Origin of the sequence: Nonomuraea rosea (assembly GCF_039539705.1) — a bacterium.
Taxonomy (GTDB): domain Bacteria; phylum Actinomycetota; class Actinomycetes; order Streptosporangiales; family Streptosporangiaceae; genus Nonomuraea; species Nonomuraea rosea.
In genome coordinates this window covers 48,626-70,365 of the sequence record NZ_BAABDQ010000055.1, presented here as the reverse complement: position 1 = coordinate 70,365, position 21,740 = coordinate 48,626, and the positions used below count along the sequence as shown (strand labels likewise).

21 protein-coding genes are annotated in these 21,740 nt (G+C 72.8%); 12 read left to right on the top strand and 9 right to left on the bottom strand.

Annotated elements, in window-relative coordinates:
• Positions 1–17 precede the first annotated feature (17 nt).
• From ABEA43_RS60885 to ABEA43_RS60875, 3 genes are all read left to right on the top strand, one after another.
• On the top strand, positions 18–2,081 hold the full coding sequence (locus ABEA43_RS60885) for an acetate--CoA ligase family protein (protein WP_345577652.1): 2,064 nt from the start codon (positions 18–20) through the stop codon (positions 2,079–2,081).
• Positions 2,068–2,817: a glucose 1-dehydrogenase gene (locus tag ABEA43_RS60880; RefSeq protein ID WP_345577649.1), complete on the top strand. Its 750-nt coding sequence runs from the start codon at positions 2,068–2,070 to the stop codon at positions 2,815–2,817. The genes ABEA43_RS60885 and ABEA43_RS60880 overlap by 14 nt, the downstream gene beginning before the upstream one ends.
• A 264-nt stretch (positions 2,818–3,081) precedes the next feature.
• Complete coding sequence (locus ABEA43_RS60875; protein WP_345577646.1) at positions 3,082–4,947, top strand: CHAP domain-containing protein; 1,866 nt, start codon at positions 3,082–3,084, stop codon at positions 4,945–4,947.
• Between the two features lie 109 nt (positions 4,948–5,056).
• Here the strand turns inward: ABEA43_RS60875 and ABEA43_RS60870 are convergent, their stop codons facing one another.
• The 3 genes from ABEA43_RS60870 to ABEA43_RS60860 form a co-directional block, all read right to left on the bottom strand.
• Positions 5,057–5,872, bottom strand: coding sequence for a TIGR03619 family F420-dependent LLM class oxidoreductase (locus ABEA43_RS60870; protein ID WP_345577643.1), 816 nt, complete (start codon positions 5,870–5,872; stop codon positions 5,057–5,059).
• A complete protein-coding gene (locus tag ABEA43_RS60865; protein WP_345577640.1) occupies positions 5,869–6,831 on the bottom strand; it encodes an acyl-CoA dehydrogenase family protein in 963 nt (320 codons plus the stop codon). Before ABEA43_RS60865 ends, ABEA43_RS60870 begins: the two co-directional genes overlap by 4 nt.
• A gap of 61 nt (positions 6,832–6,892) precedes the next feature.
• A complete protein-coding gene (locus ABEA43_RS60860; protein ID WP_345577637.1) occupies positions 6,893–7,996 on the bottom strand; it encodes an acyl-CoA dehydrogenase family protein in 1,104 nt (367 codons plus the stop codon).
• 67 nt (positions 7,997–8,063) lie between these two features.
• On the opposite strand from ABEA43_RS60860, the gene ABEA43_RS60855 reads away from it, so the two are divergent.
• Positions 8,064–9,188: a helix-turn-helix domain-containing protein gene (locus ABEA43_RS60855; RefSeq protein ID WP_345577634.1), complete on the top strand. Its 1,125-nt coding sequence runs from the start codon at positions 8,064–8,066 to the stop codon at positions 9,186–9,188.
• Here ABEA43_RS60855 and ABEA43_RS60850 read toward each other — a convergent pair.
• Together ABEA43_RS60850 and ABEA43_RS60845 are read right to left on the bottom strand one after the other, a co-directional pair.
• Positions 9,166–10,131: an alpha/beta hydrolase gene (locus ABEA43_RS60850; protein ID WP_345577631.1), complete on the bottom strand. Its 966-nt coding sequence runs from the start codon at positions 10,129–10,131 to the stop codon at positions 9,166–9,168. The genes ABEA43_RS60855 and ABEA43_RS60850 overlap by 23 nt on opposite strands.
• Positions 10,132–10,225: 94 nt before the next feature.
• Positions 10,226–10,372 carry a hypothetical protein gene (locus tag ABEA43_RS60845; protein ID WP_345577628.1) on the bottom strand — a complete coding sequence of 49 codons (147 nt, stop codon included), beginning with the start codon at positions 10,370–10,372 and terminating at the stop codon, positions 10,226–10,228.
• Here ABEA43_RS60845 and ABEA43_RS60840 point away from each other — a divergent pair.
• Together ABEA43_RS60840 and ABEA43_RS60835 are read left to right on the top strand one after the other, a co-directional pair.
• Positions 10,371–10,568: a LysR substrate-binding domain-containing protein gene (locus tag ABEA43_RS60840; protein ID WP_345577625.1), complete on the top strand. Its 198-nt coding sequence runs from the start codon at positions 10,371–10,373 to the stop codon at positions 10,566–10,568. The two genes, ABEA43_RS60845 and ABEA43_RS60840, sit on opposite strands and share 2 nt — an antisense overlap.
• A gap of 107 nt (positions 10,569–10,675) precedes the next feature.
• Positions 10,676–11,398 carry a dienelactone hydrolase family protein gene (locus ABEA43_RS60835; protein WP_345577622.1) on the top strand — a complete coding sequence of 241 codons (723 nt, stop codon included), beginning with the start codon at positions 10,676–10,678 and terminating at the stop codon, positions 11,396–11,398.
• 55 nt (positions 11,399–11,453) lie between these two features.
• Here the strand turns inward: ABEA43_RS60835 and ABEA43_RS60830 are convergent, their stop codons facing one another.
• The 3 genes from ABEA43_RS60830 to ABEA43_RS60820 are packed head-to-tail and all read right to left on the bottom strand — an operon-like array spanning position 11,454 to position 16,201.
• Complete coding sequence (locus tag ABEA43_RS60830) at positions 11,454–12,194, bottom strand: ABC transporter ATP-binding protein (protein ID WP_345577619.1); 741 nt, start codon at positions 12,192–12,194, stop codon at positions 11,454–11,456.
• A complete protein-coding gene (locus ABEA43_RS60825) occupies positions 12,195–14,963 on the bottom strand; it encodes an ABC transporter permease subunit (protein ID WP_345577615.1) in 2,769 nt (922 codons plus the stop codon).
• On the bottom strand, positions 14,960–16,201 hold the full coding sequence (locus ABEA43_RS60820; RefSeq protein WP_345577612.1) for an ABC transporter substrate-binding protein: 1,242 nt from the start codon (positions 16,199–16,201) through the stop codon (positions 14,960–14,962). The genes ABEA43_RS60825 and ABEA43_RS60820 overlap by 4 nt, the downstream gene beginning before the upstream one ends.
• A gap of 131 nt (positions 16,202–16,332) precedes the next feature.
• Between ABEA43_RS60820 and ABEA43_RS60815 the strand changes: the two genes are divergently transcribed.
• Genes ABEA43_RS60815 through ABEA43_RS60790 form a run of 6 tightly spaced genes read left to right on the top strand, consistent with a single transcriptional unit; the run spans position 16,333 to position 19,525 of the window.
• Positions 16,333–17,421: an alcohol dehydrogenase catalytic domain-containing protein gene (locus ABEA43_RS60815; RefSeq protein WP_345577609.1), complete on the top strand. Its 1,089-nt coding sequence runs from the start codon at positions 16,333–16,335 to the stop codon at positions 17,419–17,421.
• A 51-nt stretch (positions 17,422–17,472) separates the two neighbouring features.
• Positions 17,473–17,628 (top strand): hypothetical protein, encoded by a 156-nt coding sequence (locus ABEA43_RS60810; RefSeq protein ID WP_345577606.1) that lies wholly within the window; start codon positions 17,473–17,475, stop codon positions 17,626–17,628.
• Between the two features lie 37 nt (positions 17,629–17,665).
• A complete protein-coding gene (locus tag ABEA43_RS60805; RefSeq protein ID WP_345577603.1) occupies positions 17,666–18,160 on the top strand; it encodes a cupin domain-containing protein in 495 nt (164 codons plus the stop codon).
• Positions 18,160–18,807 carry an ArsR/SmtB family transcription factor gene (locus ABEA43_RS60800; protein WP_345577600.1) on the top strand — a complete coding sequence of 216 codons (648 nt, stop codon included), beginning with the start codon at positions 18,160–18,162 and terminating at the stop codon, positions 18,805–18,807. Before ABEA43_RS60805 ends, ABEA43_RS60800 begins: the two co-directional genes overlap by 1 nt.
• A gap of 51 nt (positions 18,808–18,858) precedes the next feature.
• On the top strand, positions 18,859–19,176 hold the full coding sequence (locus tag ABEA43_RS60795) for a hypothetical protein (protein WP_345577597.1): 318 nt from the start codon (positions 18,859–18,861) through the stop codon (positions 19,174–19,176).
• Between the two features lie 49 nt (positions 19,177–19,225).
• Entirely contained in the window at positions 19,226–19,525 is a 300-nt protein-coding gene (locus ABEA43_RS60790) for a hypothetical protein (protein ID WP_345577593.1), read from the top strand.
• Positions 19,526–19,560: 35 nt separating this feature from the next.
• Here the strand turns inward: ABEA43_RS60790 and ABEA43_RS60785 are convergent, their stop codons facing one another.
• The gene (locus ABEA43_RS60785) at positions 19,561–21,720 is read right to left on the bottom strand and encodes an MMPL family transporter (RefSeq protein ID WP_345577590.1); all 2,160 of its coding nucleotides are present in this window, start codon (positions 21,718–21,720) and stop codon (positions 19,561–19,563) included.
• Between the last annotated feature and the right edge of the window lie 20 nt (positions 21,721–21,740).

Sequence of the window (21,740 nt, the reverse complement as noted above, 5' to 3'; positions counted from 1 at the left end):
ACCAAGACGCGGCATCCGTGAGCCTGGGCGAACACGAGGGCGCGGCATCTGCGGCCGAGCACGTGTACGAGCATGAGGTCAAGGCGATGCTGCGGGAGGCCGGGGTGCCGGTGCCGCGCGGGTTCGTGGTGCGCGACCTCGACTTCGGCCCGGCGGCGGAGCTGTCGGAGCCGCTGGTGCTGAAGGCGTTCGGGCCCGGCCTGGTGCACAAGTCGGACGCCGGGGCCGTCGCGCTCGGGCTCACCGCGCGAGAGCTCCCGGCGGCGGCGCGCGCCATGACCGCCAAGGTGCCGGCCACGATCGCGGGGTTCCTGGTGGAAGAGCAGGCCGACGCGGGCGTGGAGCTCATCGTGGGCCTGGTGCGCGACCCCGCGTTCGGCCCGGTGCTGCTCACCGGGCTTGGCGGGGTGTGGGCGGAGGCGCTGCGGGACACGGCGCTGCGCCTCTGCCCGATCTCGGAGCAGGACGCACGCGACATGCTGGGCTCCCTGCGCGGGGCCGCGCTCCTGGACGGCCATCGCGGCGGCCCGCCCGTGGACGTGGACGCGGTGGTCAAGCTGCTGATGGCGGCCGGTGGTCCCGGCGGGCTGTGGGAGCGGCTGGAGCTGGGCGAGTTCGAGCTGAACCCGGTCATCGCCGGCCCTTCCGGCGTCGTGGCCGTCGACGCCCGCCACCTGCCCGGCCAGGCTCCCGCCCGCCCGGCGGCCCGGCCGCCCGGTGACCTGCTGCCGCTCTTCGAGCCCAGGGCCGTGGCCGTCGTCGGAGCCTCCACGACCCGGCCGAACTTCGGGAACATGTTCCTCGGCTTCTACCGCGCCACGGGCCTCCCGCTGGTGGCGGTGCACCCCACCGCGAGCGAGGTGTCCGGGGTCCCCGCCGTGCCCTCGCTCGCGCGGGCGGACGTGGACTACGCGCTCGTGGCCGTCCCCGCCGAGCGATGCGCCGAGGTGGTACGTCAGGCGTACGGGGTGCCGTTCGTGCAGGTGATGAGCGGCGGGTTCGGCGAGGCCGGGCACCCCGGGCTCGAACGCGAGCTGGCCGAGGCCGCCAGAGCGGCGGGGACGCGGCTGCTCGGGCCCAACTGCATGGGCGTCTACTGCCCCCGGGGACGTCAGACGTTCGTCGGCGGCGGGGTCGGCCCCGCCGGATCGGTGGCCCTGATCTCGCAGAGCGGCGGGCTCGCGGGCGAGGTGATCAAGGTCGGGGAGCGGCGCGGACTGGCGTTCAGCCGGGTCGTCACGGTCGGGAACTCGGCCGACGTGACCCCGGCCGAGCTGCTGCGCTGGCTGGCCCGCGACGAGGAGACCCGGGCCGTCGGGCTCTACCTGGAGGATCCGCGCGACGGCAGGGAGCTGTACGAGGCGCTGCGGGCCGCGGACCTGCCCGTGGTGCTGCTGGTCGGCGGGCGGAGCGGGCAGGGCCAGCAGGCGGCCGCCTCCCACACGGGCGGCCTGGTGAGCGACCGGCGGATCTGGGAGGCGGTGGCCGGGCAGTCGGGGGCGGCGCTGGTGACCAGCCAGGACGACCTGATCGGGGTGCTGGCGTTCTTCCAGGCGCACGGCTCGCGGGTCACCACCGGGGAGCGGGTGCTGGTGGTGGGGCCGAGCGGCGGCGCGAGCGTCCTGGCCGCCGACGCCTTCGACCTGGCGGGCGTGCGGCTCGATCCGCTGCCCGGCGACGCGCTGGAGTCCCTGCGCGGCCTCGGGGTGGTCGCGGCGGGCAATCCGCTGGAGGTCCCGGTGGGGCCGCTGGGCCGGGCCGGGCTGGTGCCCGAGGTGATCGACGTGCTCGTCCGGCGGCGGCCGTACCGTGACGTGGTCGCGCATGTGAACGTACCGGCGTTCTTCACGTACGGGGACACGGCCGAGCCCTTGTACGCCTACACGCGGGCGGTCGCGGCGGCGCAGGAGGCGCTGCCCGGCGTCAGGATCACCCTCGTCACCAGGAACGGCGAGTGCGCGCCTCCGGGCGTCGACGACGAGGTGCGGCGGATCGCGGCGGCGGCGGGGATCCCCGTCTACCGCTCCATGGAGGCGGCCGCCGTGGCCGTCGCGGCAGGAGGACGTTATGGGGCTGCTTGACGGCAAGGTCGCGCTGATCACCGGCGGGGCGCGGGGCATGGGGGCGGCGCACGTCCGGCTGTTCCTGGAGGAGGGCGCTCGGGTGGTGTTCGGCGACGTCCTGGACGAGGAGGGCAAGGCGCTGGCGGAGGAGAGCGGCGCGACGTACGTCCATCACGACGTGACCAGCCTCCAGGACTGGGGGCGGGCCGTGGCGACGGCGACGGAGCTGCACGGCAAGCTGGACGTACTGGTCAACAACGCCGGGATCCTGAAATTTCGTCGCATCCTTGATATGTCGCCCGAGGACTTCGACCGGGTGATCGACGTCAACCTCAAGGGCACCTGGCTGGGCGTCAAGTCGGTGATCGACCCGATGAAGGCGGCCGGGCGCGGCGCCATCGTGAACATCTCCTCGATCGAGGGCTTCATCGGCGCCGAGGGGCTGTCGGCGTACTCGGCCTCGAAGTTCGGGATCCGCGGCGTCACCAAGTCGGCGGCCAGGGAGCTGGCCAAATTCAAGATCCGGGTGAACTCGGTGCATCCCGGCGCGATCAACACCGCGATGGCCCTGGATCCGGACATCATGGCGGAGGTCGACGCGGAGACGTTCATGAAATCCATGGTCATCAAGCGCTTCGCCAAGCCCGTGGAGGTCTCCCACCTCGTCGCCTTCCTGGCCTCGGACCGGGCCAGCTACTGCACGGGGAGCGAGTTCACGGTGGACGGGGGACTGCTGACCGGGGCAGGCTACTGATCAATCCTCCTAGGTAGATCTTTTCAGGTTAAATCACCTGTGTTCGGACATTTCTGGCAACACCTCTGACCTGCGATTTCGCTCTCAGAGGAGGCTTGAACGTCTCTTGGGGCGGGCCTGACCTCGTGTTACGGCACGGTAACCTCGCTCATCACGGAAGATGACAAGCCTCCGGTTTTGTCACATGTGTCCCGGGATTCCCCTCCGTACCCCGGTATGCGTGGATAAACCCGGTCTTGCCCGGAAGGTTCCCCCAATACTTCCATGACGCCAGAGATCCAGAAGTTCATCGACCTGCTCGAGAGCCAGCTCGGTTACGCCGAGAAGGGCGGGGCGCACACCAAGTTCGGCGAGTGGTACGGCAAGAACGTCGAGTTCGACGCGGACTACAGCTCTGCCCCGTGGTGCGACATGTACCTGTCGTGGGCGGCGCACAAGCTCGGCTACGAGGAGTGGATCGGGCAGTTCGCGTGGACGGTGGCGCACGCGAAGTGGTTCAAGGAGCAGGGGGCTTGGGGCAAGACGCCCAAGCCCGGCGCGTTCGTCTTCTACGACTGGAGCGGCACCAACAAGATCGACAACATCGACCACGTCGGCATCGTGACGCGGGTCGAGGGCGACACGATCTACACCATCGAGGGGAACATCGACGGCGGCGTCGCCAAGCGCAAGGAACGTGACACAAGCAAGGTCGTCGGGTACGGCTACCCCGAGCGGATCAAGTCCCGGCTGGACGAGGCCGCCCAGAAGAAGGCCGAGGAGCAGGCGTCCGTCCAGGGCGACTACGGGGATCAGCAGGACGCCAGGACCGAGCCGGGCGGCGACGTGGGGCGGCTGCAGCTGCCCGAGTCGCTCAGCTCGATGATCCCGCAGCAGGACGCCGCGCACGCGCCGCTCGCCTCCCGCACCGAGCCCAGCCAGCCGCCGCGCACGGGCTCGGGCCCGGCGTCGGCCACCAAGTCCGGCACCGGCGCGAAGACCACTAAGAAGGCCCCTGACGCCGCCGCCACTCCCTCGGCGACCGGCTCCCCTGCCGGGAAGACCGCCGGGAAGGCCGCCAAGACGGGCAAGCACGCCAAGCCGACGACCGCCGGCACCACGGCCGCGACCGGCGAGCCCCTTCCCTCGCACGTCGACGCGTCGGCCGGCAGCCCGCTGCCGAACGTCTCCACCCCCACGCTGATCGGCTCGGCGCTGGTGGCCGCGCTGGCGCTGCTCGCCGTCGCCAAGACCCGCCGCTCCCGCACGGCACCGGTCGCCGCCGAGCGCACCGCGCCGCGCCCGGCCAGGTCGACTGCGAACCGCCGCCGTCGCCGCCGACCCGCCACCGCCGTCACGGCAGGTACGGCCCAGCTCCGCACCCTCACCGAGCCCATGGCCACCGTCGCGGACGCCATCCAGCCCTTGTCCGCCACCCAGTCCCTCTCCACCTCAGACGCCGTCCAGGCCATGGGCGCCGCCCAAGCCGTGGGCGGCGGGCTGCCGCGGCGGGCGAAGCGGTCCCTGGACACCAGGCCGTTCGACCTCGCCACGGACGCCGCCTCCCGCCACTCCGCGTCCCGCCACTCCGCCTCCCGCCACGCCACCGGCAGCCGCGCGGGCCGGGGCACCGGTCAGAACACCGCCCCGTTCACGCCCGCCTTCGACACCGGCCCCTTCGAGCCCGACTTCGACCGGAGCCGTTACGAGTTCACCGACGAGACCGGGACGTTCGAGATCGTCCTCGACACCGGGCCGCTGGAGCGGGTCGTGGACACCAGCCCGTTCGAGCGCATCGTCATCCCCGCGGCGACCAGCGAGTTCGACGCCTTCGCCCCGGCCAGGCGGTCGAGCGGGGACATCCTGGACGCTCCCGGCATCAGCGCCACCTACCAGGGAAGGCGCAGGCGCTACGAACGCCCCGCAGAAGAGATCACCGCATATCCGGCCGATCTCCCGTCCCGTGGCCGCCGCCACCGCCGCCCGGCCGCGAGGACCGCACAGACGCCGCAGCACGACTACGCGATGTCCCCGGCCCAGGACGTCCCGCTGCGAGGTCGCCGGCACCGCGCCGCCACGCTCCCCGCGTACCGGAACGACCGCGAACTGGTCGGCGCCACCAGCGCCCGAGGAGGCCGCCACCGCGCATGAGCGGCACCAGACCCCGTGGCCGCGAGCGGCGCCAGACCTCAAAGGGACGCCATCCGGACCATGAGCCGCGCCAGATCCCGACAGGACGCCTTCCGGACCGGGAGCCGCGTCAGCCGCCCACGCCGTAGTCGGCGGCGAACGCGGCCAGCCGGGACACCGCGTCCCTGCTGCGCGTCCACGGCCGGACGATCAGCCGCTCCACCCCCAGCCCCGCCCACGCGGGCACCTCGTCAGGAGAGGCCAGCTCATACGCGTGCGCCGTCACCGGCACCCCCGGCCCGAGCCGGTCGAGCTGCGGTTTGATCGACTCGATCGTGTGCGGCATGCTGATCCACCCGTCGCAGAGCCGGGCCGCCCTGCGCAGCGCGGCGGCCGACTCCCCGCCCGCGAGCACGGGCAGCCGCCGCTGCACCGGCTTGGGTTCGAAGGCGACCTCCGGGAAGGAGTAGAACGTCCCGGTATGAGCGACCACCGGCTCACTCCAGAGCCGCCTGACCACCTCGATCGCCTCGTCCAGCCGGGCCCCCCTGGTGCCGAACGGGACTCCGGCCGCCTCCCACTCCCCCCGGTACCACCCGGCGCCGACCCCGCAGATCGCCCGGCCCGACGAGACCACGTCCAGGGTGGCGAACGCGCGGGCCGACACGAAGGGGTGGCGCAGGGCGAGGAGCTGCACCGCCGTGCCGAGCCGGACGCGGGAGGTGTGGGCGGCCAGCCAGCACAGGTACGCGGGGGCGTCGAACAGCGGCGTGGCCGGCTTGATCCCCGGATCGGAGGTCCCGGGGTAGACGGCGAGCGACAGGTCGGTGGTGAAGATGAGATGCTCGGGCAGCCACACCGACTCGAACCCCAGCTCGTCGGCCGCCACCGCCACGTCTTTCCAGGCGGCCGGGTGCAGCAGGCCGAGGGGCACGCCGAACTTCACGGGTACCTCCGCAGGTCGCCGCCGATGATCGCGGTGCGCAGGCGTTCGCGGTGTGCGGCCGTGGTGCCGTACGCGGCCGACAGCGACCAGGCCCGCGCCAGCCAGAACCGCAGATCCAGCTCCTCGGTGTAGCCGATCGCCCCGTGCACCTGCAGCGCCACCCGGGCCGCCAGGACGGCCGCCTCACCTGCGGCGGCCTTGGCGGCGCTCACGTCCCGCTCGGCGGTGCCGGTCGGCCGATCCACCGCCAGGGCCGCCCGGTACACCAGCGGCGCGGCGAAGTCGGCGGCCACGGCCACGTCGGCGAGCTGGTGCTTGACGGCCTGGAACGACCCGATGGCCGCACCGAACTGCGTCCGCACCCGCGCGTACCCGACGGTGACCTCCAGCAGCCCTCTGGCGACCCCGACGAGCTGCGCGGCGGTCGCCACCGTGGCCCGGCGCAGCGCGGCCACGGGCGAGCCGCCCAGCTCCTCCGACTCCTCGAAGGACACCTCGAACAGCGGCCGGCACGGATCCGCCCCAGCCCGGGGCTCCAGGCGTACGGACTCCGCGGCCACGAGCCGCAGCCCGCCGGGCCGGGCCACGATCAGCAGGTCCGCGAGGTCGGCGTCCGGGACGTACGCCTGCCCGGGTGGCAGCACGCTCACGCACACCGCGCCCGAGGCCAGCTTGGGCACACCCGCCACCAGGTACGGCGCCACCACCGCGGTCTCCACGACCGGCCCCGGCAGACAGGCCCGCCCGGTCTCCTCCAGCGCGGGCAGCACGTCGACCAGCCCCAGCCCCAGCCCGTCGGCCTCGGGAGGCAGCAGCAGCCCGAAGAACCCGAGCGCGGCGAGCTGCTCCCACGCGGGCCGGCGCTCGGCGCGCAGCGCGGCGGGCGGGCAGTGCGCCCGCAGCACGTCACGCACGGTCGCGCCCAGGGCGACCTGCTCGTCCGTGAACCCGAAGTTCATCGCGGCACCCCCGGATACAACACCAGGCTCCTTCTCGCGGCGAGGTACGACCCCAGGCGCCTCATCGCGGCAGTCCCAGGACGCGCTCGGCGATGATGTTGCGCTGGATCTCGTTCGTGCCCGCGTAAATAGGCCCCGCCAGCGAGAACAGGAACCCGTCGAGCCACGGCGTCTCCCCCGCCCGATCCCCCAGCAGCTCCATGGCCAGGGCGTGCATCCGCAGGTCCAGCTCGGACCAGAAGACCTTGCCCATGCTGGCCGCGGACCCGATCTCCGCCCCCGCCATGATCCGCCGCGCCGTGCCGAACGTGTGCAGCCGGTACGCCTCCGCCTCCACCCAGCACCTGGCCGCCCGATCGGCCAGCACGGGATCACCGGCGGAGCGGGCCAGCTCGACGAGCCGGTCGGCGGTGGCCAGGAAGCGGCCGGGGCTGCGCAGGGCCAGGCCGCGTTCGGAGGACGTGGTGGCCATCGCGATCCGCCAGCCCTGACCGGTCTCGCCGAGGACCATCGAGTCGGGCACGTACACGCCGTCGAAGAACAGCTCGGCGAACCCCGGCAGCCCGTCGAGCTGCGCGATCGGCCGGACGGTGACGTCGTCCAGGGGGAACAGGAAGTACGTCAGCCCCTTGTGCCGCGTCCCCGACGTGCGGAACAGGCCGAACCCGTGCGTGGCGTAGGCGGCTCGCGAGCTCCACGTCTTGTGCCCGTACAGCCGCCAGCCGCCGGGGGCGGGCTCGGCGCGGGAGGTGAGGGCGGCCAGATCGCTGCCCGCCTCCGGCTCCGACCAGGCCTGCGCCCACACGTCGTCGCCCCTCGCCATCCGGGGCAGCCACCGGTCGAGCTGCTCGGGCGTGCCGGAGCGCATCAGGGACGGCGCCAGCAGGAAGATGCCGTTCTGGGTGACCCGGGCGGGGGCGCCGGCGGCCCAGTACTCCTCCTCGAAGATCAGCCACTCGATCAGGGAGGCGTCGCGGCCGCCGTACCTGCTGGGCCAGGAGACGGCGGACAGCCGGGCCTCGGCGAGCACCGCCTCCCAGGCCCGGTGCGCGGCGAAGCCCTCGGGGGTGTCCATGGACGGGAGTCGTTCGGGCACGTGCGCGCTCAGCCAGTCGCGAACCTCGGCGCGGAAGTCCTGCTCTGCCGGGGAGAAGTCGAGATCCACGTCACCCAACCTAGCGCACGCTTGGTACGGTCGCCAGTTCACCGCGCACCGATCTACTCTGGTGAGTGTGCAGGGACTGCTGCTGCGGCTCTCCACGCTCGACGCCGACGCGGAGAGCGCGGTGCGGGTCATCGCCTACTTCGACTCGCTCGTTCGCGACCACGTGAGCGTGCCCGTGCTGCTCGCCGCCACGGCGCGGCTGGCCCAATGCCCGGTCGGCCTGCTCGACGCGGCCACCGGCCGGCGCTCGCGCACCAGCCCGGGCGGCCAGGCCGACACATCCGCCGGCACGCCCTCCGGCTCACCCACGGGCTCGCCCGCTTCGGTACGCGAGCTGAGCTCAGGGCTCGGCGCCGTCTGGATGGAACGCGAGGGGCCCACCCACGGGCTCGACGAGATCGTCCTCGAACGCTACGCCGCCGCGGCCGAGGTCACCCTCGAACGCGCCACCGCGCTGGCCAGGCAGGGCCAGGACCCGGCGCTGGTGGAGCTGGCGCTGTCGGCGGATACCGGCGAGGCCGAGCGCGCCCGCGCGCTGCGCCTGCTCGGCTTCGCGCCGTCCACGCCGCTGCAGGCCCTGGCCATCGCGCTGCCCGGCGACGTACCGGCCGCCGGCCTGCGCGCGATGGGCCACCAGGTCCGCACCGCCAGAATCGGCGACACCCAGGCCATCCTGGTCGCAACCACCCTGCCGCGGCCAGCCCCCGAACGACCCTTGACGCCGGCACCCGGACGACCGGCCGGGCTGGGGCCTGAGTTGCCGGCGGGTTCCAGGGTCGGGATCGGGCCCGAGTTGCCCGGCGCCCGCGCGGCCGAGTCGTGGGCGGGCGCGCGCACGGCCCTGCGCTTCACCGGCCCGCACGACCAGGTGATGCGCTGGTCGGACCTGGGCGCGCTGGCGCTCTTCGCCGACCTCCCGGAGGCCGCGATCGCCGAACTGGCCGACGTCCGCGCGATGGCGCGGCTCGGCGACGAGGCCCTGACCGCCGTACGAGCGCTCTGCCTGGCGGGCTCGGTCCGCGGCGCGGCCACCGCCGTGCACCTGCACCACAGCTCGATGGCCGCGCGCATCGCGCGGGCGGAGTCGGTCCTGGGCTTCTCGCTCGCCGACCCGGCCGGCCGCCTGCGCGCCCACCTGGCCCTGGCGCTCGTACGCCTGCACGCCAACGTCAGAGGCGATAAGCCCGCTTGAGCGCCGCCAGCCGGGCCGCCTTGGCCCGCCTGCTGAGCTCGGTGTCCGGCACCATGCCGTCGAACCCGTGGAAGGCCCCCGGATAGAGGTGGAGCTCGGTGGACACCCCGGCCTGCGAGAGCCGCAGGGCGTAGTCCAGGTCCTCGTCCCTGAACACCTCCAGCTCCCCGACGTCGATGAACGCGGGCGGCAGCCCGGACAGGTCCTCGGCCCGCGCCGGAGCCGCGTACGGGGACACGTCGTCGCCGCCGATCCGGTCGCCGAGCAGGGCGGTCCAGCCGAAGAGGTTCGCGGCCCTGTCCCAGACGACGGCCTCGGCGAACTCGTGGCTGGACGGGGTGATGTTGCGGTCGTCCAGCATCGGGCAGACGAGGAGCTGGAAGGCCACGTCGGGGCCGCCCCTGTCGCGGGCGAGCAGCACGGTGGCGGCGGCCAGCCCGCCGCCCGCGCTGGCGCCGCCGACCGCCAGCCTGGCCGGGTCGATGCCCAGCTCGACCGCGGACTTGGCGGTCCACACCAGCCCGGCGTAGCAGTCCTCGACCGGCGCGGGATGCGGGTGGTCCGGGGCCAGCCGGTAGTCGACGGACACCGCCACGACGCCGAGCCGCTCGACCCAATCGATCATCATCGCGTCGTCGATCTCGGGAACACCGATGATCATCCCGCCGCCGTGGATCCAGTAGAGCCCCGGCCGTCCCGCACCCTCCTGCGCCGGGCGGTAGATCCGGACGCGGACGTCGGGCTCGCCGTCGGGCCCCGGCACGTGCCGGTCCTCGATCACCACGTCGGTGTCCGGGGACGGCGCCGCGGCCAGCATGGCGTTGATCTGCGCCCGCTGCCCGGCCAGCTCCTCCGGCGTCACGCTCGACAGGTCGAACATCGGCAGTGGCGACTTTTCGAGCGCGGCGCGGAGCTCTGGGTCGAGATTGCGGTGGAATGCCATGCGGGGTCCCTTCCACGGGATGGTGACGGCTACTCCTCGATGGTCGAAGCCGAGCCCGTGGCGCACAACCGCCATCCGGCGGCGATTGCGCTTCTCAGGCCCGCCGTTCGGCGAGGAGCTCGACGACGCGCTCGGCGAGCGGGGCGGCGCTGGCCGGGTTCTGGCCGGTGGCCAGACGGCCGTCCACCACCACCTTAGGCTGCCAGTCAGGACCGGGCCGGTGCGCGGTGCGGGCCGGCATGGGCGTCTCGGTCCTGCCCGCGTACCTGTGCCGCCGTGACCTGGCCGCCGGCTCCCTCGTGACGCTGGCCGAGCCCCGAGAGGCGCCGATCAACACCGGCTACCTCGCCGTCCGCGCCGGCGCCCAGGCCAGGCCCGCCGTGGCCCGGGTACGAGCCCATCTCGTACGGGCGTTGCGCGCGGCCCCGCCCTACTGACGGCCGTGCACCACAACAGGCCGTACTGATGGGTCCGCCCTCGTACACACCGCACCGATGGGCCCACAAGAGGGATAGCCGGGATCATCGTCGGGCATGCTGGGCGCATGTGCCATTCCACTGACAGCAGGCCGCCCGCACCGCCGGTCCAGGGCGACGTGGCCTCCCACGAGCAGATCGAGCTGACCGCGGCCGACGGCAACACGTTCCTCGCCTACCGGGCCGAGCCCGCCGAGCCGAACGGCCGCTCGGTCGTGATCCTGCCTGACGTTCGCGGGCTGCACCCGTTCTACCGCGATCTCGCCGTACGGTTCGCAGAGGCGGGCTTCCGTACGATCGCGATCGACTACTTCGGCCGTACGGCGGGCCGCGGCGACCGGGGCGACGACTTCGACTTCATGACGCACGTCAAGCAGCTCCAGACCGGCCAGGTCAGGGCCGACGCGGTGGCGGCCACGCAGGAGCTGGACGGGCCCGTGTTCACGGTCGGCTTCTGCATGGGCGGCGCTCATTCGTGGCGGCAGGCCACCGAGGGGACCAACGGCCTGGCCGGCGGCATCGGCTTCTACGGCGCGCTGCGCGCCATCGAGACGCCGACCGAGGGGCCCGGCGCGCCGATTCTGCTGCTCAGGGGTGGTGCGGACACGGTTTCGACGCCGGAGGAGTTCGACGCGTACACGGCCGCGCTCGACCGGGTGGGCACGGAGCACGAGACGCACCTCTACGACGGCGCGCCGCACTCGTTCTTCGACCGCTCGTACGGCGAGTGGGCCGAAGCCTGCCAGGACGCCTGGCGCCAGATCCTCTCGTTCACCGAACGCCACGCATAAGCCCAGCCCGCGAACGCGAGCCCGCGAGCCCACGAGCCCACGAGCCAGGTAAGGCTCAGCCCAGGTAGGCGGCCCGGACGACCGGATCCTGCCTGATCGCCTCCGGGGTGCCGGTGGCGATCACCCGGCCCAGGTCGAGCACGACGATCCGATCGCAGGTCTCCATGACGAAGCCCATGTCGTGCTCCACGAGCAGCACAGTCGTGCCCAGCGCCCTGACCGCCGCGGCGAGCCGTACGGTCTGGTCGGCGTCCAGGCCCGAGGTGGGCTCGTCGAGCAGCAGCAGCCGGGGCCGGTCGGCCAGGGCACGGGCCAGCTCGACGAGCCGGCGCTGGCCGACGGGCAGCGCGGCGGCGTAGGCGTCGCGCAGTCCGGTGAGCCCGCACAGCTCCAGCACTTCGGCCACGCGCTCGCGCCGCTCACGTTCGAGCCGCCGCCGGCCAGGCCACCCGGCCAGGTCGGCGGCGAGCCCGCCACCGCCGCCGTGCCAGTCGAGCGCCGCCAGCACGTTGTCGGCCACGGTGAGCCGCCCGAAGACCTGCGTCCGCTGGAACGTACGCCGCAGCCCGGCCCTGGCCCGCTTGACCGGGGACACGCGGGTCAGGTCGTGGCCCGCCAGGCTGACCCGCCCCTCGCTCGGCCGGCACAGCCCGGACACGACGTCGAACAGCGTCGTCTTGCCCGCCCCGTTCGGCCCGATCACGCCCTGGACGCAGCCTTCGTCCACCTCGAACGACACCTCGTCCAGCGCCTTGACCCCGCCGAACCACACCGACACGCCATCGACGGCCAGCACTCAGCTCACCCCCAGGTAGGCGGCGGTCAGCCGCTCGCTGTCCACCTCGGATCGCGGCCCCGTCCAGGTGACGCGGCCCAGCCGCATGAACGCCACCCGGTCGGCCACCGCGAGCACCTCCGACGCCTTCTCCTCGACCAGCAGCAGCGCCACCCCGAGGGCACGCAGCTCGGCGAACACCTCGAACACCTGCCGCACCGCCAGCGGCGACAGCCCGAGCGACGCCTCGTCCGCGATCAGCACCCGGGGCGGACGCACCAGCGCGGGGGCGAGGGCCAGCAACTGCTGCTCGCCGCCGGACAGCGCGCCGGCGAGCACGGCCCGCCGCTCCCCGAGCTTCGGCAGCCGCTCGTAGGCGGCAGCGGGGTCGGGCAGCCAGGTCCGCAGGTTCTCCTCCACGGTGAGGCCGGGGAAGACGCCCCGGCCCTCCGGCGCGAGCAGGATGCCCGCCCGCGCCCTGCGGTGGGCCGGCCAGGCGGTCACGTCCGTCCCGTCCAGCAGGATCCGGCCGCTGGTGGCGGGCAGGTCGCCGGCCGCCACCGCGCAGGTGGTGGACTTGCCCGCGCCGTTCGCGCCGAGCAGCGCGACCACCTCACCCGGTCGCACCTCCAGGTCGACGCCGCGCAGCACGGTGCAGTCCGCGTACCCGGCGACGACGCCCGCCATCCTGAACAGCGGCCGCTCCCGCTCCGCGAACCCAGCGGGCGCCGTGGGAGCCGTGGGAGCCGTGGGAGCCGTGGGCGCTGTGGGCGCCATGGGAGCCGTGGGCGCCGTGGGCGCCGCTGGCTCTGTGGGCGCGCGTTCCGACACGACCAGGCGAGGGCCGGGAACCGGCTCCTGCGCGAGGTCGCGTTCCGCCGTGGGGCCACGCCCAGCGAGTGCCGCCACTTCCCCGGAAAGGCGGTGGCGGAGCTCCGCGATCTGCGTGAGCACCCCGTCGGGATGCTTGGCCAGGATCACACCCCCGGCCCCGAACAGGATGGCCCCCACGTGCGCCGACAGATCCCAGCTGGCCAGCAGCTCGGGCACGACGACGGCGACGAGCCCGCCGAGCACCGCGCCGCCGATGCGGCGCACCCCCTGCAGCACCACCACGGCCAGCCACACGAACCCGGAGAAGGCCGGCAGGTCGGTCGCGGTGATCGAGCCCTTGGAGATCGCGAACAGCACCCCGCCCAGCCCGGCGATCGCCGACGCCAGCGCGAACAGCATGATCTTCGTCCGTGGCGCGGACAGCCCGGAGGTGGTGGCCGCGGCGGGCGCGGACCGTACCGCCAGGATCGCCCGCCCGGACGCCGACCGCTCCAGGTTGCGTACGAGCAGCGCCACCCCGCCGATCAGCACGAGCAGCACCACCACCCGCACCCGCGGATCCGAGGTGTCCGCGAAGCCGAACCCGAGCGCGGGCAGCGACCACCCGATCGTCCCGTTGCTGAACGCGTCCACCTGGAACAGCACCTGGTCGGCCAGCAGCGCCATGGCCAGCGTGGCGAGCGTCAGCACCCGCCCGCCCAGCCGCAGCGCGGGCAGCGCCACCAGCATCCCCACCGCGCTGGCCGCCAGCACGCCCAGCAGGATCGCCACGATGAACGGCAGCCCGGAGGAGAACGCCCACCCGCAGGTCAGCGCCGCCATCGAGGCGAACGCGGCCTGGGCCAGGTTGACCATGCCGCCGATCCCCGTGACCACCACGAACGAGCAGAAGATCAGCGCCAGCACGAGCCCCTGCGCGGCCACGCCCGCGTAGTACTCGGACGCCGTGAAGGTGAACGCCAGCAGCGCGGCCAGCCCCAGCGCCCACGGCAGCCGCCGGCGCCACGGCGGCAGCCCCGCCAGGTGGTCGGGCGGCGGCGCGTCCTCGGCCGCGCTGCCCGCGACGCGCGCGCGTGACCTGTTCAGCAGCACGAGGCCGGCGAACAGCAGGATCACCGGCACGGCGGTGCGCAGCCCGGTGACCTCCTGGAGGAAGTCGGTGTAGCCGGCCACCAGGTTCTGGACCACGCCGAGCGCGAGCCCGGCCGCGAACGTCCACGGGATCGACCGCAGCCGCCCGAACACCGCCGCCGTGGCCGAGGCGAACAGCAGCACGGTGTACGCCGTCGCGTCCAGCCCGATCACCGGCACGGCCAGCACCCCGGCCAGCCCGGCGAGGCCGGAGCCGAACATCCAGGCCAGCGCGGAGGTGGCGTCGGCGTCGATGCCCCGCAGCGTGGCCAGCCGGCGGCGGTCGACGGAGGCCCGCATGCGCAGCCCGTACGGGGTGTGCCGCATGAACGCCCACAGCCCGGCCGCCGCCACCGCCGAGAAGCAGAACGTGATGAGCTGGTCGGTGTCCAGGGGGACGCCCATCAGCTCGAAGGACCCGGCGGGATGCGGCCCGACGCCGCGCGGCAGCGAGGTGGCGTCCGCGGGCGGCAGCCCGGCCAGGTCCACGACCAGCAGGCCGAGCGCGGGCAGCGCGATCGTGAGCCCGATCGTGGCGACGATCTGCGCGGTCTCCCCCGCCTGGGCCAGACCGCGGAACATGCTCTTGTGCAGCACATAGCCGAGCGCGGGCGCGAACAGCCCGGCCGCGACCAGGGCCGACAGCCACGCGGGCAGCCCGGCGGCCACGTTGAGCTCGTAGAACAGCAGGGCGGACAGGAATCCGACGGCGCCGTGGGCGAAGTTGAACACCCCGGTCGCCGCGTACGACAGCGTCAGGCCCGATCCCATGATCGCGAAGACTGCTCCGGTGACCAGGCCGCTGAGCACATAGCCAAGGATCATTTGAGCGGCACGTTGTCGAAGCACTTCATGCTCTTGGCGACCTGGAAGGCGCCGTTCTCCAGCTTGACCAGGGCGCCGCAGCCGCTCGGCTCGGTGTGGTCCCGGGGGTACTGGATCCTGCCGAATCCGGCGTTCTCGTACAGGTACGAGCCGTTGCCCGTGGCCAGGAACTTCTCCCTGGTCAGGTCCTTGCCGGTCTTGGTCAGCATGTCGAGGAAGATGTCGGCGGCCCAGTAGCCGATCGCCATGTGCTGGGTCGGCACCGCGCCCGGCGCGACCTTCTCGACGTCCTGCCTGAACTGGGCGATCTCGGGGGCGGCGGACTCGAACGGCTCGAACATCGGCGCGGCGAGCACGCCCTCCAGGGCCTGCGCGCTGGCCTTGTCCTTGAGTATGGCGGCGTCGTAGCTGGTCGCGTCCGTCAGCACGCCCTGGTAACCGGCCCGCTTGAGCGCCGAGTACAGGCCGACGTTGAACTTGGTGCCCGCGATCACGGAGACGACGATGTCAGGGGCCTGGCCGTCGTTCGAGGTCATGATCTTGTTGACGTACGGGAGCCAGTCGGGTGGCGGGGCGGCGGCGGGGAGGCCGGAGTTCACGCCGACCAGCTTGAAGCCGGCCGCGGTGAACGACTGGGAGATCGTCGTGCCGCCGTACTTGCTGCCGCTGGAGTCGCTGGTCTGGACGTACACGGCCTTGCCGTCGGCGCCGCCGAGCAGGTCGGCCATCTGCCTGCCCCACCACGTCTGCGAGCCCGCGCCCGGCTTGGGCGCCAGGCAGCCGTTGTAGCCGAAGCCGGTCTTCGTGCCGCACCATTGCGGCCCGGTCGCCCAGCCGAACCAGGGCACGCCCTGCTGCTCCAGGAAGGCGGCGCCGCCGAAGTTGGGGGCGTGCACGGGGACGAGGGCGAAGACCTGGTCCTTCTGCACCAGCTTCTTGGCCGCCGCGTCGCCCTTGGCCGCGTCCTGGCCGTCGTCCTCGGCGCCCAGGAACTCGATCTTGCGGCCGTGCACGCCGCCGGCCGCGTTGGCCCGCTCGAACCTGGCCTTGGCGCCCACCTCGGCGTCCTTGGTCGAGTAGCCGCTGGCGCTGGTCTTGGTCAGCACGCCGCCGATTTTTATCGTGGTGGCGGTCACGCCTGGGGCGGCCGCGCCGCCGGCGCTCTTCTGCTGCGCCGCGCACCCTGTGACGAGCAGCGTGAGCACCGCCGTGACCACCATTGGGCCCCGCCATACCATGATGGCCTCCTCGCGATTTGGCCTAGCGCTCGCTTGGTTTTGTGCCGAGCGTAAATTCGCCCAAGAGGGGTGTCAACGGCCAACCGAGCAACCGCTTGCTCACAATTTCGCGCCGGGTTACCGTGTGGCCCATGCTGATGCGCGCCGCCGTGCTGACCGGATTCCACGCCCCGATGGAGCTGCGCGAGGTCGAGATCGCCGATCCGGGCCCCGGCGAGGTCCGCGTGCAGATCAAGGCCTCGGGCGTGTGCGGGTCCGACCTCAAGGCCATCGACGGCAAGAGCCCCGTGGTGAGCAGCCCGCCGTTCATCCTCGGTCACGAGAGCGCCGGGGTGGTCGAAAGCGTCGGTACGGGCGTCACCACCGTCAAACCCGGCGACCACGTCATCATCTCCATGAACGGCCCCTGCGGGCACTGCCGTCAGTGCGGTTCCGGACGCTTCCACCTGTGCTCGGGCCCCGCCAGGCTGCCCACGATCATGGGCGGCCCGCCCAGGGTCACCCTCGACGGGCAGGAGATCCGCCGCTTCATCGGCATCGGGTCGTTCGCCGAGTACTCGGTCGTCAGCGAGCTCATGTGCGTGAAGGTCACCAAGAACGCCCCCTTCGACGCCCTGTGCCTGCTGGCCTGCGGCGTCGTGACCGGCGTCGGCGCGGTGCTCAACGTCGCCCACGTCCCGCCCGGCGCCAGCGTCCTCGTCGTGGGCTGCGGCGGCGTGGGGCTGAACGTCGTCCAGGGAGCGGTGCTGGCCGGCGCGACCACGATCGTCGCCGCCGACGTGGCCGAGCAGAAGCTCAAGCTGGCCGAGCGCTTCGGCGCCACCCACACCGTCCTGGCCACGGATCTTCCCCGCCAGGTGGGCGAGCTGGTGCGGGGCGGCGTGGACTACGCCTTCGACGCGACCGGCGTGCCCGGCGTCCTGGCGCAGGCGTTCGCGGCGACCCAGCCGGGCGGCACCACGGTCATGGTCGGCAGCCCGCCGCAGGGCCGTCCGATGGAGCTGGACACCGGGCTGCTGTTCTCCTCCCGCCGCCTGATGGGGACCCAGGGCGGCGACGCCGCACCGCACCGCGACCTGCCCATGCTGGCGGGCCAGTACCTTCGTGGCCGCCTGGACCTGGGCGGGCTGATCTCGGAGCGGCTGCCCCTGGACCAGATCAACGAGGCCGTGACCCACGTCAGGCAAGGAAGCGTCGCGAGGACGGTCATCACCTTCTGACCGCCGCGTGCGAGGCTGGACGGACCGCCGGGACGGGGCTATCAGGGGAACATGACACAAAAGACGATCCGGTTCGCCGTCTCCCTCCCCCAGCAGGTCGCCGAGGGCACGTTCGACCCCGGCGCGTTCCGCGCCTACGCGCGGCGGGCCGAAGAGCCCGCGCAGCTCGAACTCATCGCCACCCAGGTCCTACCGGAATTGCGCTGACTATTCTAAGCTTCCTTAGAAAACTAGAGGAGGCGCCATGTCCTACCCTGAGCCCCGCTACTTCGGCGAGACGGGCGAGCACAGCGGCACGTTCGATCTGTCCGGCCGGGCGCCGGACCTGTCCATGGGCGAGGGCGGCACGAAGGTGCACTACCTCGCCACGGGCGGCTCCACGAACGGCGCCTACGGCCTGTACCGGTGGGACATGAGCGCCCGCCCGTCCGGCCCCGGCGCGCACTTCCACCGGACCATGACCGAGTCGTTCTACGTGCTGTCCGGCACGATCCGGCTCTTCAACGGCGACAAGTGGGCCGACGGCAAGCCGGGCGACTTCCTGTTCCTGCCCGAGGGCGGGGTGCACAGCTTCCGCAACGAGTCGGGCGAGCCGGCCTCGATGCTGATCCTGTTCACCCCGGGTGCGCCGCGCGAGGCGTACTTCGAGGAGCTGGCGGAGATCGCCACGACCGGCCGCGAGCTCACCCCCGAAGAATGGACAGAGCTCTACCTGCGGCACGACCAGTACATGGTCTGATGCCGCAGTTCCCCGAGGAGCCCATCTACGAGCAGCTCGCCCGCATCGGCAAGGCGCTGGCCAGCCCGGTGCGGCTGCGCCTGCTGGACGTGCTCGACCAGCGCGAGCGCACGGTCGAGGAGCTGGCGCGGTCGGCGGAGATCCCGCTGAAGAACACCTCGGCGCAGCTCCAGCAGCTGCGCGCCGCCCACCTGGTGACCAGCAGGCGGGAGGGCACCCGCGTCTACTATCGGCTGGCCGACGCCCGGGTGTCGCGGTTCCTGGGCGAGTTCCAGGGGTTCGCCGGCGGTCGGCTCGCCGACCTGCGCGACGCGGTGCGGGCCCGGCTGGGCTCCTTGGAGGGGGTGACCGCCGACGAGCTGGCCTCCCGGCTCGCGGATCCGGCCACGCTGGTCATGGACGTACGCCCGGCCGCCGACTACGCCGCCGGCCACGTCCCCGGAGCGATCTCGGTGCCCCTGGCCGAGCTCCGCGACCAGCTGGACGACCTGCCGAGACAGGCGCGGATCGTGGCGTACTGCGGCGGCCCGTACTGCGTGGTCTCCCCCGAAGCGGTCCGTCTGCTGCGCGAGCGCGGCTACGACGCCAGCCCCCTGGACGGCGGTTTCCTGGGCTGGCGGCGCCGGGAAAAACCATTGGAACATTGAGTAGCCACCCCCTTACTGTGAGCGACAGCGACATCACAGAGGGAGGCAATCATGCACGTCAGACGAGCCACCATGGCCGGTCTGCTCACCACCCTGGCGCTCGGCGGCCTGGTCCACGCCCAGGCCGCCGAGGCCAGACGCCTGTACGACTTCGGCGCCCAGGGCGTGGTCATCTGGAGCGAGCCGCGGGCGGGCTCCGGCCGCAACGGCCTCGGCTACGCGGGGCAGGGCTTCGACTCCGACCGCTCTGAGGAGCACCAGCTCTACCGGTGCGACAACTTCGAGAGCACCCTGTGGCACCACGGCCGCAACGCGACGACCGGCGTCGTCGGCTGGGTCCCCGCCTGCAACCTCGCCGACCCGGACTGACGGCCGGGCTCCCGGCCCCGGTTCACATCCCCCATGCAAGGAGAGCTCCATGATCCGTCTCGTCACGTCCGCCGCCGCCCTCGCCCTGACCGCCGCGGCGTTCACCCCGTCCGCGGCCCAGGCGGCCGACCCACCCGTCTACACCTGTGAGACTCTGCACGGTGATCCGGCGACCACCGTGCTGACCGGCGGCTGCGCGGCCTCGCCGGGCGCGGTCACCAACGGCGACTTCACCGGCGAGGTCATCGGCCAGACCCGCCAGTTCCCGATCAGGATCAGGTGCACGGGGGGCGGCCGGGCCGACGTCCCCGACCAGGTCCTGATGATGGACTGCGTACAGATCGGCTGACCGTCCGACGGCGCGGGCCGCACCGGCCCGCGCCGTCAGACGCCCGCCTTGACCGGCTCAGGCAGGCGCGGGGCGGGCTCGTCCTCCTCGTGGCCCTCCACCGACAGGTTCGGCAGGATCCGGTCCAGCCACCGCGGGCACCACCAGTTGAGCCGGCCCAGCAGCACCATGGTCGCGGGCACCAGGAAGCCCCTGATGATCGTGGCGTCCACCGCGATGGCCACCGCCAGCCCCACCCCGAACGTCTTCACCATCGGATCCGGGTACGCGATGAACGCCACGAACACCGCCACCATGATCAGCGCGGCCGACGTGATCACCCGCCCGGTCGAGCCGAGCCCCTCGGCCACCGCCCGCTTGTTGTCCCCATGCCGCAGGTACGCCTGCCGCACCGCCGTCAGCAGGAACACCTCGTAGTCCATCGACAGCCCGAACAACACCGCAAATAGCATCAACGGCACATAGCTCTCGATCGGCACCGAGAAGAAGACCGTCTGCACGAAGGAGGAGTTGACCGGCGGATCCATGCCCACCAGCCCGCTGCCCAGCCCGATCGAGAACACCATCGCCAGCGCCCCGAACGCGGCGCCCAGCGAGACCAGGTTCATCACCGCCGCCTTGATCGCCACGACGGGCGCGCGGAAGGCCAGCAGCAGGAGCAGGGCGCTCAGCAGCACCACCACGCCGATCACCAGCGGAGTACGCTCGGCCATCCGGTCCCCGGCGTCCGTCAGCCCCGCGACCTTCCCGCCGACGTGCACCTGGACGCCGGGCAGCGCGATGGCCCTGACGTCCCTGACCACCTCGGCGGCCCGGCTGTCGCTGGGGGCGTACTCGCTGACGACCTGGAGCAGCACCGAGCGGCCGGAGGTGTTGACCTTGGGCTCGCTCACATGCGCGACGCCGTCCACGTCCGCCACCTCGCGAGCGAGGTTGTCCACGATGGGGTCCTTGGCGTCCGCGACCTTCGAGGGCAGCTCGGCCACCACGATCAGCGGCCCGTTGGAGCCGGGGCCGAAGCCGGTGGCCATCAGCTCGTAGGCGCGCCTCGACTCCGAGCCCTGGACGCCGTAGCCCTCGTCGAGCGCGCCCAGCTTCAGCGCGAGCGCGGGCGCGGCCAGCGCCCCCAGCACGAGCGCGCTGGCCAGCAGCACCCGCCAGGGGCGGCGCGCCACCCACGAGCCGAGGCCCGCCCAGCCGGTGCCCGCCTTGCCGGAGCCGCGCAGGAAGGGCACCTTGAGCGCGTTCACGCGGTGGCCGAGCACTCCGAGCAGCGCGGGTACGAGCGTGACCGACGTCAGCACCGCGGCGACGACCGAGATGCCGGTGACCCAGCCCAGCGTGGCCAGCAGCGGGAAGCCGGCCAGCATCAGCGCGCTCAACGCAATGATCACCGTGCCGCCCGCGAAGACGACCGCACCGCCGGAGCTGGCCACGGTCCTGCGTACGGACTCCACGACCGGCACCCCCTCGGCCAGCAGCCGGCGATGGCGCGACAGCAGGAACAGCGCGTAGTCGATGCCCACGCCGAGCCCGATCATCGTGGCCATGATGCCGGCCTGCTTGGGCATGTCCACGACCCACCCGAGCAGCCCGATCACGCCCAGGCCCGACGCGACGCTGATCATCGCGGTGAAGATCGGGATCAGCGCGGCCACCAGCGTCCCGAACGCGAACACCAGCACCAGCAGCGCGCACACCACGCCGATGATCTCGCTCGGCCCGGTCTTGATCTCCTTGTCGGCGGGGGTGGAGCTGTCGGCCGGCACCACTTCGAGCCCGGCGGCCCGCGCGGGGTCCGCGGCCTTCGACAGGGTCTGCGTGGTCTGGGCGAGCTTGTTCGGGTCATGCCCCTGCATGCGTACGGTGATGAGCCCGATCTGCAGGTTGGAGGAGATGCCGCCGCGGCGGAAGGGCGTGTCCACCTGCTCGACGTGCGGCATCGTGCGCAGCCTGTCGATGGACTGCTCCACGGCCCGCTTACGCGCGTCGTCGATGAGCGGGCCGCCCGCGGAGTACACGAGCAGCTGCACCGTGCCGCCCGTCGCGTATCCCGACCCGAAGCCCTCCTTCATGAGGTCGTGCGCGCGCTGCGCATCGGTGCCGGGAATGCTCGCGTCATTGCTCGTCGGGCTCGGGAAGGCCAGACTGCTGCCCATCAGCGCGGCGGCCGCGATCACCCATAAGACCAGCACGATCCGACCGTGGCGCGCAC